Annotated in this window: 11 protein-coding genes and 2 pseudogenes; 6 read left to right on the top strand and 7 right to left on the bottom strand. The window is 60.0% G+C overall.

Features of this window, described 5'->3' with window-relative positions:
• Window positions 1-44: 44 nt before the first annotated feature.
• The 3 genes from PMI01S_RS28475 to PMI01S_RS28465 form a co-directional block, all read right to left on the bottom strand.
• A complete protein-coding gene (locus PMI01S_RS28475; RefSeq protein WP_084323408.1) occupies window positions 45-1706 on the bottom strand; it encodes a cation acetate symporter in 1662 nt (553 codons plus the stop codon).
• On the bottom strand, window positions 1706-2032 hold the full coding sequence (locus PMI01S_RS28470; protein ID WP_031318916.1) for a DUF485 domain-containing protein: 327 nt from the start codon (window positions 2030-2032) through the stop codon (window positions 1706-1708). The genes PMI01S_RS28475 and PMI01S_RS28470 overlap by 1 nt, the downstream gene beginning before the upstream one ends.
• Window positions 2033-2154: 122 nt before the next feature.
• Window positions 2155-3777 carry an acyl-CoA synthetase gene (locus tag PMI01S_RS28465; protein ID WP_084323407.1) on the bottom strand — a complete coding sequence of 541 codons (1623 nt, stop codon included), beginning with the start codon at window positions 3775-3777 and terminating at the stop codon, window positions 2155-2157.
• A 231-nt stretch (window positions 3778-4008) separates the two neighbouring features.
• On the opposite strand from PMI01S_RS28465, the gene PMI01S_RS28460 reads away from it, so the two are divergent.
• The 5 genes from PMI01S_RS28460 to PMI01S_RS28440 all read left to right on the top strand — a co-directional run bounded on the left by PMI01S_RS28460 (window position 4009) and on the right by PMI01S_RS28440 (window position 9306).
• Window positions 4009-6285, top strand: a complete 2277-nt coding sequence (locus PMI01S_RS28460; RefSeq protein ID WP_084323406.1) for a PAS domain-containing sensor histidine kinase — start codon at window positions 4009-4011, stop codon at window positions 6283-6285.
• 4 nt (window positions 6286-6289) lie between these two features.
• Window positions 6290-6925, top strand: coding sequence for a response regulator transcription factor (locus PMI01S_RS28455; RefSeq protein ID WP_084323405.1), 636 nt, complete (start codon window positions 6290-6292; stop codon window positions 6923-6925).
• Between the two features lie 72 nt (window positions 6926-6997).
• The gene (locus PMI01S_RS28450) at window positions 6998-8092 is read left to right on the top strand and encodes an AI-2E family transporter (protein WP_084323404.1); all 1095 of its coding nucleotides are present in this window, start codon (window positions 6998-7000) and stop codon (window positions 8090-8092) included.
• Window positions 8089-8820: a hypothetical protein gene (locus tag PMI01S_RS28445; RefSeq protein ID WP_084323403.1), complete on the top strand. Its 732-nt coding sequence runs from the start codon at window positions 8089-8091 to the stop codon at window positions 8818-8820. Before PMI01S_RS28450 ends, PMI01S_RS28445 begins: the two co-directional genes overlap by 4 nt.
• Before the next feature lie 21 nt (window positions 8821-8841).
• Window positions 8842-9306, top strand: a complete 465-nt coding sequence (locus PMI01S_RS28440) for a MaoC family dehydratase (RefSeq protein ID WP_084323402.1) — start codon at window positions 8842-8844, stop codon at window positions 9304-9306.
• A 39-nt stretch (window positions 9307-9345) separates the two neighbouring features.
• Here the strand turns inward: PMI01S_RS28440 and PMI01S_RS32645 are convergent, their stop codons facing one another.
• Together PMI01S_RS32645 and PMI01S_RS32640 are read right to left on the bottom strand one after the other, a co-directional pair.
• On the bottom strand, window positions 9346-9954 hold the full coding sequence (locus tag PMI01S_RS32645; RefSeq protein WP_443096522.1) for a methyl-accepting chemotaxis protein: 609 nt from the start codon (window positions 9952-9954) through the stop codon (window positions 9346-9348).
• Between the two features lie 495 nt (window positions 9955-10449).
• Window positions 10450-10974 (bottom strand): annotated as a pseudogene (locus PMI01S_RS32640) (Tar ligand binding domain-containing protein); the annotation flags it as partial.
• A gap of 213 nt (window positions 10975-11187) precedes the next feature.
• On the opposite strand from PMI01S_RS32640, the gene PMI01S_RS28430 reads away from it, so the two are divergent.
• Window positions 11188-12975 carry a SulP family inorganic anion transporter gene (locus PMI01S_RS28430; RefSeq protein WP_084323400.1) on the top strand — a complete coding sequence of 596 codons (1788 nt, stop codon included), beginning with the start codon at window positions 11188-11190 and terminating at the stop codon, window positions 12973-12975.
• 70 nt (window positions 12976-13045) lie between these two features.
• Here PMI01S_RS28430 and PMI01S_RS28425 read toward each other — a convergent pair whose 3' ends face one another.
• A complete protein-coding gene (locus PMI01S_RS28425; RefSeq protein WP_084323399.1) occupies window positions 13046-15082 on the bottom strand; it encodes an LTA synthase family protein in 2037 nt (678 codons plus the stop codon).
• Window positions 15083-15114: 32 nt separating this feature from the next.
• Window positions 15115-15428: pseudogene (locus PMI01S_RS28420) on the bottom strand (hypothetical protein); the annotation flags it as partial.

Here is a 15428-nt window from a genome sequence, read left to right as displayed (position 1 = left end):
GGACGGTTGTGCACGGCGCCGCAACAGCGCGCCGTGCCTTTCAATCAATGGCTGGAAGCGGCGGCAGCACCGAGGCCGGTCTGGGCGCGCACGAACTGGTCGGCGTAGGCATCACGTTCCTTGTCGGCCCGCACGCTGCGGTCGAGTCGGGACACGACGACGATCACCAGAAACGCCAACGGCATGGAGAACAGCGCCGGGTGGTCATACGGGAAGATCGCGTGAGCATGACCGAGCACGGTCACCCACACGGCCGGGGAAAGGATCACCAGCACCAGGGCGCAGATCAGGCCGGCAAAACCGCCGATGATCGCACCTTTGGTGGTCAGGCCTTTCCAGTACATGGCCATGATCAGTACCGGGAAGTTGGTCGACGCGGCGATGCCGAACGTCAGGCCGACCAGGAACGCGACGTTCATCTTCTCGAACAGAATGCCCAGCAGAATCGCGATCACGCCCAGGCCCACGGTGGCCATGCGGGTCACGCGCATTTCCTGTTTCTGAGTGGCGTTGCCTTTCTTGAACACGGTGGCGTAGAGGTCGTGGGAAATCGCCGACGCACCGGCCAGGGCCAACCCGGACACCACTGCAAGAATGGTGGCGAAGGCCACGGCCGAGAGGAACCCGAAGAACAGATTGCCGCCGACGGCTTTGGCCAGGTGCATGGCCACCATGTTGCCGCCGCCGATCAGGGCGCCGCCGACTTCGCCATTGACGTAGTACTGCGGATCGGTGCCGATGATCACCATCGCGGCGAAGCCCAGGGTGCAGACCACCAGGAAGAAGAAGCCGATGAAACCGGTGGCGTAGAACACCGATTTACGCGCTTCCTTGGCGTTGGGCACGGTGAAGAAACGCATCAGAATGTGCGGCAAACCGGCGATGCCGAACACCAGGCCGAGCGACATCGACGCCGTATTGATCGGGTCGGCCAGCATTGAGCCGGGGCCCATGATGTTCCAGCCGCTGGCATGCGCCTCGACTGCTTTGGTAGCCAGGGTTTCGTAGCTGAAACCGAACTGCGACATGGCCATGACCGCGAGGGTCGTACCGCCGGCGAGCAACAGCACGGCTTTGATGATCTGCACCCAGGTGGTGGCGATCATCCCGCCGAAAATCACATACACCAGCATCAACGCGCCAACGATCATCACCGCGACAGGGTAGTCGAGCCCGAACAGCAATTTGATCAACTGGCCGGCACCGACCATCTGCACGATCAGGTAGCAGCACACCACCGTCAACGAACCGAACGCGGCGAAAATCCGCACTTTGTTCTGGTCCAGTCGATAGGAAACGATGTCGGCAAAGGTGTAGCGCCCCAGATTGCGCAGACGCTCGGCCATCAGGAAAGTGATGATCGGCCAGCCGACAAAGAAGCCGATGGTGTAGATGAAACCGTCATAACCCTTGGCGAACACCAGGCTGGACAGCCCCAGCAGCGTGGCGGCGGACATGTAGTCACCAGCGATCGCCAGGCCATTCTGAAACCCGGTGATGCCACCGCCGGCAGTGTAAAAGTCCGATGTGGATTTGGTCTGGCGTGCGGCCCACCAGGTGATCGCCAGCGTACCGAGGACGAACACGAAGAACATGCCGATCGCGTTCAGGTTCAGCGGTTGTTTTTCTATGGCGCTCAACGGGGGCGCGGCGAACACAGCGGAGGCCGGTAGCAGGCACGCTGCGGCGAGGATGAGTTTACGCATCACTTGCTCTCCTCAAGAATGGCGGCGCCCAGCGCATCGAAGCGGGTGTTGGCGCTGTAGACGTACCAGCCGGTCAGCAGCCAGGAAAAAATGATGATCGCCGCGCCAACCGGCATGCCCAGGGTCAACATCCGATGCTCGCCAAGCGGTGCGTGCAGCCACTGCGGGGCAAACGCCACCACGAGCATGAACAGGTAATAAGTGCCGAGCACGGCAGCACTCAACGACCAGGCCAGGCGCGAACGGCTGCTGACCAATTGAAGGAATTTCGGGTTGGTCCGAATACGTTCACAGCGTTGGGTATCGGTTGCATGGATGTCGATCATGGTGCGCTCCACATTGTTGTTGTTATCGGTGTGAGGTGGCAGGGCCTGCCGAATCCGGCGTGCACGAGCCCGAAGCGGCAGGTAAGACACCTGCCGCCTGATAGGTGAAACGTCGGTTAGGGTTAGAGGGCCTTGGCCCTGTCTCGCAATACGTACTTCTGGATCTTGCCGGTGGAGGTCTTCGGCAACAGGGTGAAAATCACCGTGCGCGGGACTTTGAAACCGGCCAGGTGTTCGCGGCAGAAACTGATGATGTCGGCCTCGCGAACGTCCTGGTGATCGGCCTTCAAGGTGATGAAGGCGCAGGGCGTTTCGCCCCATTTTTCATCGGGACGGGCGACCACCGCGGCTTCCATCACGCCCGGATGTCGATAGAGCACGCCTTCGAGTTCGATGGTGGAAATGTTCTCGCCGCCGGAAATGATGATGTCTTTGAGGCGGTCCTTGATCTCGACATAACCGTCGGGATGACATACCGCCAGGTCGCCGGTATGGAACCAGCCACCCTCGAACGCTTCGGCGGTGGCCGTCGGGTTTTTCAGGTAGCCCTTCATCACGGTGTTGCCGCGCATGAACACTTCACCGATGGTCTGGCCATCGCGCGGGGTCGGCTCCAGAGTCTTCGAGTCGCCGACCATCACGCCTTCGAGCGTCGGGTAGCGCACACCCTGGCGGGATTTGATCTGCGCCCGTTCTTCCAGCGGCAGTTCATCCCATTCGGCATGCCAGGCGCAGAGGGTCACCGGGCCATAGGTTTCGGTCAGGCCGTAAACGTGGGTGACCTTGATGCCCATTTCTTCCACGGCGCCAATCACTTTGGCCGGCGGTGCAGCGCCGGCAACCATGGCGGCGACCGGGTGATCGATGGCCGCCTTCGCCGATTCCGGCATGTTGACCAGCGCATTGAGCACAATCGGCGCACCGCACAGGTGGGTGACCTGGTGTTCGCGGATCAGCGTGAGGATTTTCTGCGGATCGACGCGGCGCAGGAACACGTGCACACCGGCCAGCGCGGTGATGGTCCACGGATAGCACCAGCCATTGCAATGGAACATCGGCAGGGTCCAGAGGTACACCGGGTGGTTGCCCATCGCCCAGGTCATCTGGTTGCCCAGGGCATTCAGATAAGCGCCACGGTGGTGATAGACCACACCCTTTGGATTGCCGGTGGTGCCGGAGGTGTAGTTCAGCGAGATGGCTTGCCACTCGTCGTCCGGCCATTGCCAGGCGAATGCCGGGTCGCCTTCGGCCAGCAATGCTTCATAGTCCAGATCGCTGACGGCCTGGCCTTCGCCGTACTCCGGATCGTTGACGTCGATGACCAGCGGCGGGTGATCCAGCATGCCGATGGCGGCATGAATGACGCTATGGAACTCGCGGTCGGTGATCAGCACCTTGGCCTCGCCATGCTGGAGCATGAAGGCAATGGCTTCGGCATCCAGGCGCACGTTGAGCGGGTTGAGCACGGCGCCGATCATCGGTACGCCAAAATGCACTTCAAGCATTTCCGGAATGTTGGGCAGCATCACCGCCACGGTGTCGTCCTTGCCGATGCCGCGACCGGCGAGCGCCGAGGCCAGGCGTCGGCAACGGGTATAGGTCTGCGCCCAGGTGCGACGGATCGAGCCATGGATGACTGCGGGGTACTCGGGATAAACGTTGGCGGTGCGCTCAAGGAAGCTGAGCGGCGACAAGGCGATGTGATTGACAGCCAAAGGGCTTAGCCCTTGTTCATAGATCGACATGTACGGGTACTCGGTGGCTGATTGTTAGCTCTATCGGTGGCCTTTCAGCGTAGCCGCTGAAGGTCACCTTTTATGTCCGGGTTGCTTTATATAACAATCCGCCATTGGTATGGAAGTACAACCTATAGCGTATAGTACATATACTATATTTGATTCTTTCTGATCTAAATGACTACAGCCATATCGATGAGGCCGGTATATCCTTGGCTTCCCCAACAAAGCGACCCCGTGATGACCCTGACTCCCGTTCGATTGCACAGCTGGTTACGCCTGCAGCGCGAGGGCGTTTCCCTGGCTGCCCGTGCCGATGCGTTGTGCCGGGCCTTGCAGGATTGCCCCGAGGTGCGTCGCGCGGTTTACCTCAGCTGGCAACCCCAGGCGAGGATCTACAGCCACGAAGGCGCCGCCCAGCATTTTCCGCCGGGCCAGGGCGACCCGTCGCAGGCCAGCGATCAGTTGCTGTTCGAGCGGCTGCTGGAAGCGGGGCGCCTCGATCTGGCGCAAGTGCGGCAACTGGATTGCTGGTTGGCCGGCCGACTGCGCCGCGCCGCGATCAGCCACGGTCAGGTGTTTGATCTGGCGTTGACGCCAGGGCAGGCGGGTCTGTTGCTGGTGGAAGTCTGTGACGGTGTGAGTCTGGATTGGCTGGGGTGGGTGCAGGATTTGCTGACCGCCTTGCTCAGCAGCGTCAATGGCATGCTGCGTGGCTCGCCTTTATTGGGCCACGATCCTCAGCCGAGCCTGTTGCTCGACGCGCAGGGCCGGCCGCAGGAATTCAACGCGGCGTTGTTGGCGCTGCTGGCCGAAAAGCCGCTGACCGATGTACTGGGATTTCTACCGGTCAATCATCGGGTGCTGGTACGCGCCTGTCTGGATCAGCAACGGGCCATTGAAGGGGTTGAAGCCCAATTCGAATCACAGATTCTGATCTGGACATTCATTCCCGATCCGCAGGACAACCGCGTGCTTGCCCGTTGCCGCGACGCCACCGTGCAAGTGCTGGCCGAACGCGAAGCGACCCAGGCGCGGCGGCTTTACCGGTTGATTATCGAGAACACCACTGACCTGATTTCCCGGCACACACCGGACGGCTGTTTTCTCGATGCCTCACCCGCTTCGTGGACATTGCTCGGTTACTGGCCGGAAGAATTACGCGGGAAAATGGCCCAGGGGTTGTTCCATGGCCAGGACCTGGCCAGCCTGGTGCAGCGCGCCCGCGATGCGCTGGAGCAGGACGGTTATCACACGATGACGTATCGCATTCGCCATCGGGACGGGCATTACCTGTGGTTCGAAACTGCCAGCCGGGCGATTCGTGAAACCTACACCGGCACGGTGGTAGAGGTGGTCAGCGTCTCCCGGGACATCACCGCCCGGGTGCAAGCCGAAGAGAACAAGCGGCGCCTGGCCGAAGTCGTCGAAGCCAACATCGACCCGGTGCTGTTTATCGATCCCGAAGGTCAAATCACTTACCTCAACCCGGCGGCACGCCGCATTCTCGGGATTGGCGAGCAACAGCCGATGCCGACCCTGGCAGAATTGTTCGCCAGCGCGGACTTGACGCGTCTGCAACGTGACGGCTGGACCGGCGCCGAACGCGACGGCGTCTGGAGCACCGATGCGCGCTTGCAACCACCGGGCGGTGGCGCTTCGGTGCCGGTATCCCTGGTGTTGTTGGCGCACCGTTCGGCTGGCGGCGAGCGCTACTATTCCCTGGTGGCGCGGGACATGACCGAACGTGAACTGCGTGAAGTGCAACAGCGCCGCCATCAGGATGAGCTGGCGCACACTGCGCGCCTGGTCACCCTCGGTGAACTGGCCTCGGGCATCGCACACGAAATCAATCAGCCGCTGGCCGCTGTGGTCAATTACGCGAATGCCAGCCAGCGCTATTTACAGACCGTGGATTCCAATCCGCAAGCCGCCGCCCGGGTGGCGCAAGGCCTGCAGCGCATCACCCACCACGCCACGCACGCCTCGGAAGTGATCCGTCGTTTGCGGGCGTTTTTGCGCAAGGGCCAGCGCCGCATGCAGGCGCTGAATGTCACCGATGTCGCCCGCGAAGCCGTGCGTTTGTGCGACTGGGAGGCGAGCAATTGCCAAGTGACAATCGAGGATCGACTGCCGGATAATCTGCCGCCCGTTTATGCCGACCGGGTGCTGCTGGAGCAGGTCCTGCTCAATCTGTTGCGCAATGCCATCGATGCCAACCGCGAACAACATCCCGGCCTGCCTTCGCTGATCGTGATGACTGCGGGGCAGGGCGGTGCTGCCTGCGTGGACATCAATGTTCAAGACCAGGGCCCCGGCGTGAGCGAGCCCGAACTGGAGCAGATCTTTACCCCGTTCTATACCAGCAAGGCCGATGGCCTGGGGCTCGGGTTGTCCATGAGCCGCAGCATCATCGAAGGTTTTGGCGGCGAATTGCAGGCTCGACGCCAACCGGTCGGGTTGCTGATGTGCTGTCGCTTGCCGCTTGCCGGCCCAACAAAACAACAACAGGAATAATGCAATGGCGGGTGTGACTGAGCACGTGGTGTATGTGGTCGATGACGATCAAGGCATGCTCGATTCGACGGTCTGGCTACTTGAGTCGGTCGGCCTCAAGGCGTTGCCGTTCACCAGTGGCGTCGAATTCCTCAATGCCTGCGATGCCAGTCTGGCGGCCTGTGTCCTGCTGGATGTGCGCATGCCTGGCATGGGCGGCTTGAACGTGCAGGAAGAAATGCGTTTGCGCGAACTGAACCTGCCGATCATCTTCGTCAGCGGTCACGCCGATGTGCCGATCGTGGTGCGTGCGTTCAAGGCCGGCGCTCACGACTTCATTGAAAAACCCTACAACGAACAATTGCTGCTGGACAGCGTGCAACAGGCCCTCAGCAATTGCGCGACACACCGTTCGGGCAATCAAGGGCATGAAGCGTTGCAGGCGCGCTTGCTCACGCTGACCCCACGGGAGCGCGACGTCTTGCTGCCGCTGGTGCAGGGTTACACCACGCGGGAAATCGCCGAGCAATTGGGGGTCAGTGCGAAAACGGTCGACCTCTACCGCTCTCGCGTGATGAAACGCATGCAAGCCAATACCCTGCCGGACCTGGTCGGCATGGCCATTGCCGCCGGACTGGTTGATCCCTTGAAGCTGCGTTGAATCCTCGCGCTTTCAATTGAGCGTCTATGCTGGGCTAACCGATCCCGTACCGCAGTGATCAGGGAGGCCTCCATGGAACCCACATCGTTCTCCGAAAAAACGCTGACGCGCACGCTGCTCGATGTCTTGATCCGGGCCGGTCTGATCGCCGTGCTGGTGTTGTTCTGTTTCGAGATTTTCAGCCCGTTCCGCGACCTGATGCTGTGGGCGCTGATCCTGGCGATCACCCTTTACCCGTTGCAGCAGCGGCTGAAAGGGCCCTTGGGGCAAAGGGACGGGCGCATTGCGACGCTGATTATCCTCATCGCCATCATCATTCTGGTGTTGCCGATCTACTTTCTGGGCACCTCGATTGCCGATTCGGTGGAGCGCGCGATGGAACTGGTCAAGGGGGGCGACTTTCACATCCCACCGCCCGCCGAATCCGTCGCCAGTTGGCCGCTGGTGGGCCAGCCGCTGTCTGATCTGTGGCTACAGGCTTCAACCAATCTTCCTGACCTGACCGCGAAATACATTCCGCAGATCAAAGACGTCAGCCTGACCCTGTTGAGCAAGATGGCCGGCGTCGGCATGGGCTTTCTGACTTTTATCTTTGCCTTGATCATTGCCGGTATTTTCATGGCCCATGGCGAGGGCGGCAGCCGCAGCGCGGTGCAGATTGCCTCCCGCGTGAGCGGACCCGGCAGAGGACCGAAAATCGCTGCACTGTGCACCGCGACGATCCGCGCGGTGGCGTTGGGCGTGGTGGGCATCGCGTTCATCCAGATGCTGCTGGTGGGGCTCGGTTTTGTCTTCAAAGGCATCCCCGGCGCAGGTTTGCTGGCCTTGGCGGTGTTGTTGCTGGGCATCATGCAATTGCCGGTGACGCTCATCACGCTTCCGGCGATTGTCTTCGTGTTTACCACCGAGGGCGCGAACACTGCGACGATCGTGTTCGCCATCTATGTCTTTATTGCCGGCCTGGTGGATAACGTGCTCAAACCGTTGTTGTTGGGACGCGGGGTCGATGTGCCGATGCCGGTGGTGCTGATCGGCGCCCTTGGCGGCATGGTCACCAGCGGCATCATCGGACTGTTCATCGGCCCGGTAGTGCTCGCGGTCGGGTATCAATTATTCTGGCAATGGGTACAGGATCGGCCACCGGAGGAAGGAGGGCCGCAACCATGAATGCACAGCGTGATGAACTGCTGAATGAGGTGCTGACCGCCCACGGTGGTCTGGAACGCTGGAACAGTTTCAATCAGGTACGCGCCACCATCGTGACCGGCGGCTCGCTGTGGGCAATGAAAGGGCTGACCCAGGACAGCGCGCCGCGCGAAATGACCGTGTGGTTGCATGAACAGCGGGCCTCGGTGACGCCCTTTGGCGAGGCCGATCAATTCACCGTCTACACACCGGATCGAATCGCCATCGAAAATACCGCCGGCAAGGTGATTGCCGAGCGTGCAGCGCCGAGGGAATCCTTTCGCAACCATGGGGAAAACAGTCCCTGGGATCCGCTGCACCGCGCGTACTTCAACGGTTACGCACTCTGGTCCTACCTGACCATGCCTTTCCAGTTCACGTGGCCGGGTGTCTTGACCGAGGAGGTCGAACCCTGGCACGAGGGCACTCAGCGCTGGCGGCGATTGCGGGTGACCTTTCCCGAAAACATCGCCACTCACTGCGCTGTGCAGGATTTCTACTTCGGTGACGACTTCTTGTTACGTCGACACGACTACAACGTGGACGTCAGCGGTGCTCTGCCTGCCGCCCAGTACGTTCATGGCTATGTCGAAGCCAATGGCTTGCGCATGCCCGGCAAACGGCGCGCCTATCGACGCAAGGCTGATGCGCAAGCGGACAAGGACGCCTTGCTGGTGGCCATCGATCTCAGCGACATCGGCTATTGGTAATACATTGCAGAGGAATGAATCATGAACATGCATTCCTGGGAAAAACTCTACCTCGATGACCTGAGCCTGGGTCAGGAATTTGAAAGCGACCCCGTTCGCGTCAACCGCGAAGCGATGCTGGCGTTTGCTCGCGAGTACGATCCGCAACCCTTTCACCTGAGCGCCGAAGAAGCCGAGTCGAGCCTTTTCGGCGGCCTGGCAGCCAGCGGCTGGAACACCGCGGCCCTGACCATGAAAATGCTGGTGGCCAGCGTGCCCCTGGCAAACGGCATCATTGGCCTGGGCATCGAGTTGAGTTGGCCGACGCCGACTTATCCGGATAATGTGTTGCGCCTGTTCAGCACCGTGAAGGCCATCGATCCGTCAGCCTCCAAACCGGATCGGGGTGTGGTGACGCTGTTCATGGAAACGCTGAATCAGAATGACAAGGTGGTGCAGCGAGCCACCGGGAAGTTGCTGGTGTTCAGAAGGCCCGCAGAGGATTGATTGACTGGTCATGCCTTCAGGTTCTCCGGGCAATCCCACTTAGAAACTGAACCGCTGCAGAATAACGCCCAGTCCGTCGGACATTGCCTTGAGTTCCTGGGTCGTTCGAACGATTCCGCCTTGGGCTGTGGCGTTCTCCTCCACACTTTGCGCCACTTTTTCGACGTTGCAGGCGACCTGTTCACTGGCGGCGCGTTGTTCCTGGAGCGACAACGAAATGAAACTGACGGCTGCAAGGGATTCGTCCAGTGCACCCTTGATCCTGCCCATGGAGAGGCCCGCGCTTTCGACCAGTTTCTGGCCATGGGTCACGCGCTCACAGCCAGCGGCCATGCTGTCTTTGGCTTTGACCATGCCGTTTTGTATGGTACTGACCAAGGCCACGATTTCCGTGGTGGATTGGGCTGTGCGGGCGGCAAGGCTGCGCACTTCATCGGCGACCACGGCGAAACCGCGACCTTGCTCGCCCGCGCGTGCCGCTTCGATGGCGGCATTGAGGGCCAGCAGATTGGTCTGTTCGGCGATACCCCGAATCACCCCGACAATCAGACTGATGTCATTCGACTGAATCGCCAGCTGATCGATGTCCGATGAGCTTTGTGCAACCAGATCGGCTATCTGGTCCATTTCCTGGATGGAGGCCTGCATGACCTCCATGCCTTCGCTGGTGATTTCGCCCGCTTTCTGCGCGGTGCTCTGAGCCTGTCGGGCATTGTCGGCAATGTGAGTGATGCTGACGGAAAGTTCTTCTACCGTGGCCGCCATGGAGGAGGCTGTCTCGCTTTGCAGGGCGGCGCTGCTCATTCCTTGCTCGGAAGAGGCAGACAGTTGCAGCGTGGCACCCTCGATCTGCTCGGAGGCCTGACTGATCTTGCCGATCATTTCGCTCAGACTGTGGCGCATCGCCTGGACGGAGTGCAGCACACCCGTCGTCGTCTGCTGTTGCTGGTCAAACTGTGTCGCGGCCAGTTTCCCCAGGGCAATGTTCGAACTGATGGCGGCCAGTTCTGCCGGTTCGGCACCGAGCTGGCGGCTCAACAGTCGGGAGAACAAAAACGTGTAGGCCACGCCTGCGATCAACGCCATTGCGAGAATCAACAGGCTGAGCTGGAGACTGGAGGTGTAGGCGATCTGGTTCTGCTCGAACTGGTATTTGGACTCCACCAGTTGAACCTCGATCAACTCGGAAAACTTGGCTGACAAGGGATCGATCAGTGGATACAGCTGGTCTGTCGCGAAACGTGCGAGACCGGCGTTGTCGTTCTGGCGCAGCATGCCCTGCAGGTTTTGCAATGGCCCGCGGGTGGCTTCCATCAGTGGGTTGATTTGCGCGATCAAACGGGTTTCTGCGGGGATCAGCGTTGTCGATTTGTACGCTTGCCACGTCTGATCGATTTCTCTCTGCGCTTGCTCTATGCGGGTCAATGACTCAGCGTTGGTGAAGTTGCCATTGCGTGCCTTGTGGGTGGCATCGACGATGTCCACGGCGTACAGGTCAGCGATTTTCTTCAAGTCCCGCAGCGGCACGACCCGATCGAGATACACGGTCTCCAGACTGTGTACTGCGGATTGCATTCCCAAGAGTCCAAGCCCACCGACACACAACAAACCCAGCAGCAAAGTGCTGGTGAGCACAAGCAGATGAGTCCTGATTTTCCAGCTTTCCATGATCTGTAATTCCTGAGTCAGCCAAGTGATAGCGAGCGAGAGGTCAGCGTAATCTGCAATAAAGGCACTTTGATATCATCTGCTGAGGCTCAGGAGGAAAAACATCGTTTGATCGGCGAGAATTTATGGAAAGGCGACGTTTAATCACTGTAAATTTCGAACATGTTGCGTACGTACTGCACTCTGTTTTTCACCCCTGAGGGCTAAAGTCCCATGAACGATTCGGAGGATGCGCCCCCCGTTCCTGAGCCGGGTCGGATTACGCGCAGCCATACTGGCGATCAAACCGGCTGGCGCCGTTGGCTGCCGGGGCTGCAGATGTTACGCAGCTATAAGATGGCATGGTTGCAGCACGACATTGTGGCCGGACTCGTGCTCACCACCATGCTGGTGCCCGTCGGCATCGCCTACGCGGTGGCATCGGGAGTGCCCGGCATTTATGGTCTTTACGCGACCATTGTTCCATTGCTCGCTTATGCATTGTTCGGCCCCAGCCGAATCCTGGTACTGGGGCCGGATTCCTCATTGGCGGCCGTCATTCTTGCTGTCGTTCTGCCGTTGTCCGGTGGCGATCCGCATCGCGCGATCGCTCTGGCCGGCATGATGGCGATTGTCTCGGGGATGGTGTGCATCCTGGCCGGCGTAGCGCGGCTGGGTTTCGTCACCGAGTTGCTGTCCAAACCGATCCGCTATGGCTACATGAACGGCATTGCATTGACGGTATTGATCAGCCAACTACCCAGGCTTTTCGGCTTTTCGATCGATACCGACGGACCGTTGCGCAACCTGTGGGCCATTGTCACCTCGGTGTCGGATGGGAAAACCAACTGGACCACCTTTATGGTCGGTGCGGCCACCATGGCGGTCATCTTGTTGCTCAAGGACAAAAAACGCGTGCCAGGAATTCTGATCGCCGTGGCAGGCGCCACCGTCGCCGTTGGCGTGCTGGACCTTGCAGCCTACGATGTGGCGGTCCTCGGCTCTCTGCCCCAAGGCCTGCCGGCGTTTGCCATCCCCTGGATCCGCAGTGCCGATATCGTTCCTGTGCTGATCGGGGGTTGCGCCGTTGCGCTTGTCTCGTTCGCCGACACCAGTGTGCTCTCGCGTGTCTATGCGGCGCGGACCCAGACCTATGTCGACCCCAACCAGGAGATGGTAGGACTCGGCGTGGCCAACCTTGCTGGCGGTTTGTTCCAGGGTTTTCCCATCAGCAGCAGCTCTTCACGGACTCCCGTGGCCGAGGCCGCGGGCGCCCGGACCCAACTCACCGGCGTGGTGGGAGCGCTGGCTGTTGCTTTGTTGTTGGTATTTGCTCCGGATTTGCTGAAGAACCTGCCCACCAGCGCATTGGCGGCGGTGGTCATCGCATCGGCGATAGGCCTGATGGAAGTGGCCGACCTGCGACGGATTTATCGTATCCAGCGCTGGGAATTCTGGTTATCGATCGTTTGTACGGCAGGTGTGGCGGTATTCGGCGCCATCGAGGGCATTGGCCTTGCCATCGTCATAGCGGTGATTGAGTTTCTATGGGATGCCTGGCGTCCGTATTCTGCGGTTTTGGGTCGCGCCAAAGGCGTTCAGGGCTATCACGACATCACGCGTTATCCGGATGCGCGTCTTACTCCCGGCCTGGTGCTGTTTCGCTGGGATGCCCCGTTGTTTTTTGCCAACGCAGAGCTGTTCCATGACCGAGTGCTGGACGCCGTGGCGGCATCGCCCACGCCAGTTCGTTGGCTGGTGGTAGCGGCGGAACCGGTCACCAGCGTGGATGTGACTTCCGCCGACATGCTGGCCGAACTGGACGACACCTTGAGCGCGGCGGGCATCACGTTATGCGTGGCCGAGATGAAAGACCCCGTCAAAGACAAGTTGAAGCGATTCGGGCTTTTAGAGCGGTTTGGCGAAGCTGCGTTTTTTCCGACATTAGGTGTCGCCGTCAGCAGCTATCTCAAGGTCTATCCGGAAGACCGGAAGGAAGGGCGGGGAGCGGATCGCGAGTAGACAAAGTGCGTGTACGTTATCGGAGCCGGCGCGGTAGTCCGGCCCCGACACAATCGGGCTGGTGGCCCGGTTACTTGCGCACGTTCTGGTACAGCATCAACCTTGAGGTTTCATGCAAGCCGCGGGTCAGTTGCACCAGGCGCTTGAACTCTTCGGGGTTTTGCGGGGCCACGTTGTCCAGCGGCGTCGGTGAGGCCAGGTCGTGCAGCGTCGGCGAGCTGCCGTCGTGCTGCATTTGCACCATGTAGTGTTGAGTGACGCCCGCAATCAAAGGGAACGTGCCTTCACGCAGCACCAACGGCACCACGCGTTCACCCTCGGGCGCAGGCTGCTGGATGTCGCGCCCCATGCCGCTGTTGCGGAACTCGAGGCCAGCCATTCCCGCCACGGTCGGCAGCAAGTCCACCAGGCCGACGGCTTCCTTGACGGTCCGCGTGCCGAGCAGGCCCGGTGCGTGGATGATCATGGGCACCGCGTTGCTTTCCAGACCCAGTTGCTCATAAGCCGGTGCAAGGAAAGGGATCTGGGCGATACGGGTGTTATGGTCGCCAAACAGCACGAAAATGGTGTTGTCGTAGTAACCCCCTTCCTTGGCAATTTCCATCAAGCGCCCGATGTTGAAGTCCAGCAGGCGCACGGCGTTGTACTGTTCGACACTGCGCGAACCTGCGGCCTGAACTTCCGCCAGGGTAGGGTGCTTGACCTCGAAACCGTCATTGCTCTTGGGAATCGTGAAGGGCCGATGGTTGCCGGCCGTCTGCACATAGGCAAAGAACGGTTTGTCCTTGGGCAGTGCCTGCAGGATCTTGTCGGTTTCCTTGAACAGGTCCAGATCAGAAATCCCCCAGACATCCACGACCGGGGATTCCCAGTCCCGCTCTTCAAGCAAGCGAACCCCGTCGATACTTTGCCGGATCAAGGCGTTCATGTTGGCCCAACCGGAGTTGCCGCCGATGGTGTAGATCTTCTCGTAACCGGTGAAGGCATTGATCAATGTGTGCTGCTTGGTGATCAGCGGATTACGCGTCGCGGTTTCCTGTCGAGTGACGTCTGGAACCCCGCTGATGCTGGCCCAAACGGTTTTTGCGGTCCCGGTGACCGGAACATAGAAGTGCTCGAAGAACCAGCTCTGTGTGGCCAGACGATCGATATTGGGCGTCGGATTGATCGGGTTGCCATAGGCGCCGACGGCACTGGTACCCAGAGACTCGAGCATGACAAACATCACGTTCGGTGGCCGCGAGTTCGATATTTTGTACGGTTGCGGAGCCTGGTGACGGACGAAATTCAGGGTGTGCGGGTCGGGCTGGTCGACTCCCAGGTACTTGGCTATCACCGCGTAGTGTTCACGCACCTGCGCTTCGTCATAGCGCGACTGGCCGACCTTGACCGTGTCGTAAAGGAAGATCACCGGATTCAGGCCCAGCGCGGCGATCTGGTTATTACCGGAGAAGAAGGCATCGCTCCAGCGCAATGGCACAGGGTTTTCAAGGTTCATGTTCTCGACACGGCCCAGAATACCCAATAGCACCAGCACAACCATCAGCGCGCCCCCCCACGTGGCGGAGAGCGGGTGAATGGCTTTGCGGGGGCGATCCAGTGTCACGCGTTCAAGACGCACCAGGGCCAGCGTCACCAGCGCAACCGTTGCCAGCCACCCCAATGAAATCCAGATAACCGGGTAGGTTTGCCAGACCATGTCACGGGATATTTGCGCATCCTCGATGAAGCGCAGCACGGTGGCGTTGATCCTCACGCCCAGGTAGGCGTAATGGCCAAAATCGACGATATAGATCAGCAGCAGGGCGCCTATGGCTACTGCCAAATAGACGCGTGCCAATCCGCGAAGCAGGCGGCTGCCGAGAAGATTCCAACGCGGAATCCAGGCCAGCAACGCCAGAGGCAACATAACCAGGATGGCCAGACGCAAATCGAAACGGAAGCCGATGCCCAGGGTTTCCAGGACTGAATTTTCGTCGCTCAACGCGTTGGCGTCGAAACCGGAAAAACCGAAAAAGAACACCACCCGCAGCAATGCAAACAGCACAAACGCAATCGCTGTTGCGCCTAGCCAATAATGCAAACGTCTTGATTGCAGCCAACCCATCCCTGTTCCCCTAATAAAAATGTCGTTGAATCTCAAACGGATCCGGAGTCTTTCGCTGAGTCAGGCAACGTGTTCAGCCAGCCATACGACCAGCGCACCGCCAGCACCAGCAGTGCCGCGCAGCAATACAGGCCCAGCAGCGGATCAACCAGGTAATCCCAATAGTTATGCGAAGGTTTTATCCCGGCGATGAAGGCCAGGGTCGCGCTCGCCAGCATCACGACGGCCAGGTAACTGCGCAGGAAAAACAGGCCTGCCGTGAGCAGGGCGACGAAGATCAGCATCGGGCGTGGGCTGAAGCCGAACCGGTACGGGTCCAGATAACTCAACCCCAGCGTTGCCGGGT

Source organism: Pseudomonas migulae NBRC 103157, assembly GCF_002091715.1.
Taxonomy (GTDB): Bacteria; Pseudomonadota; Gammaproteobacteria; order Pseudomonadales; family Pseudomonadaceae; genus Aquipseudomonas; species Aquipseudomonas migulae_A.
The sequence above is the reverse complement of the archived record's forward strand: the minus strand, read 5'-3'. Positions and strand labels throughout refer to the sequence as shown.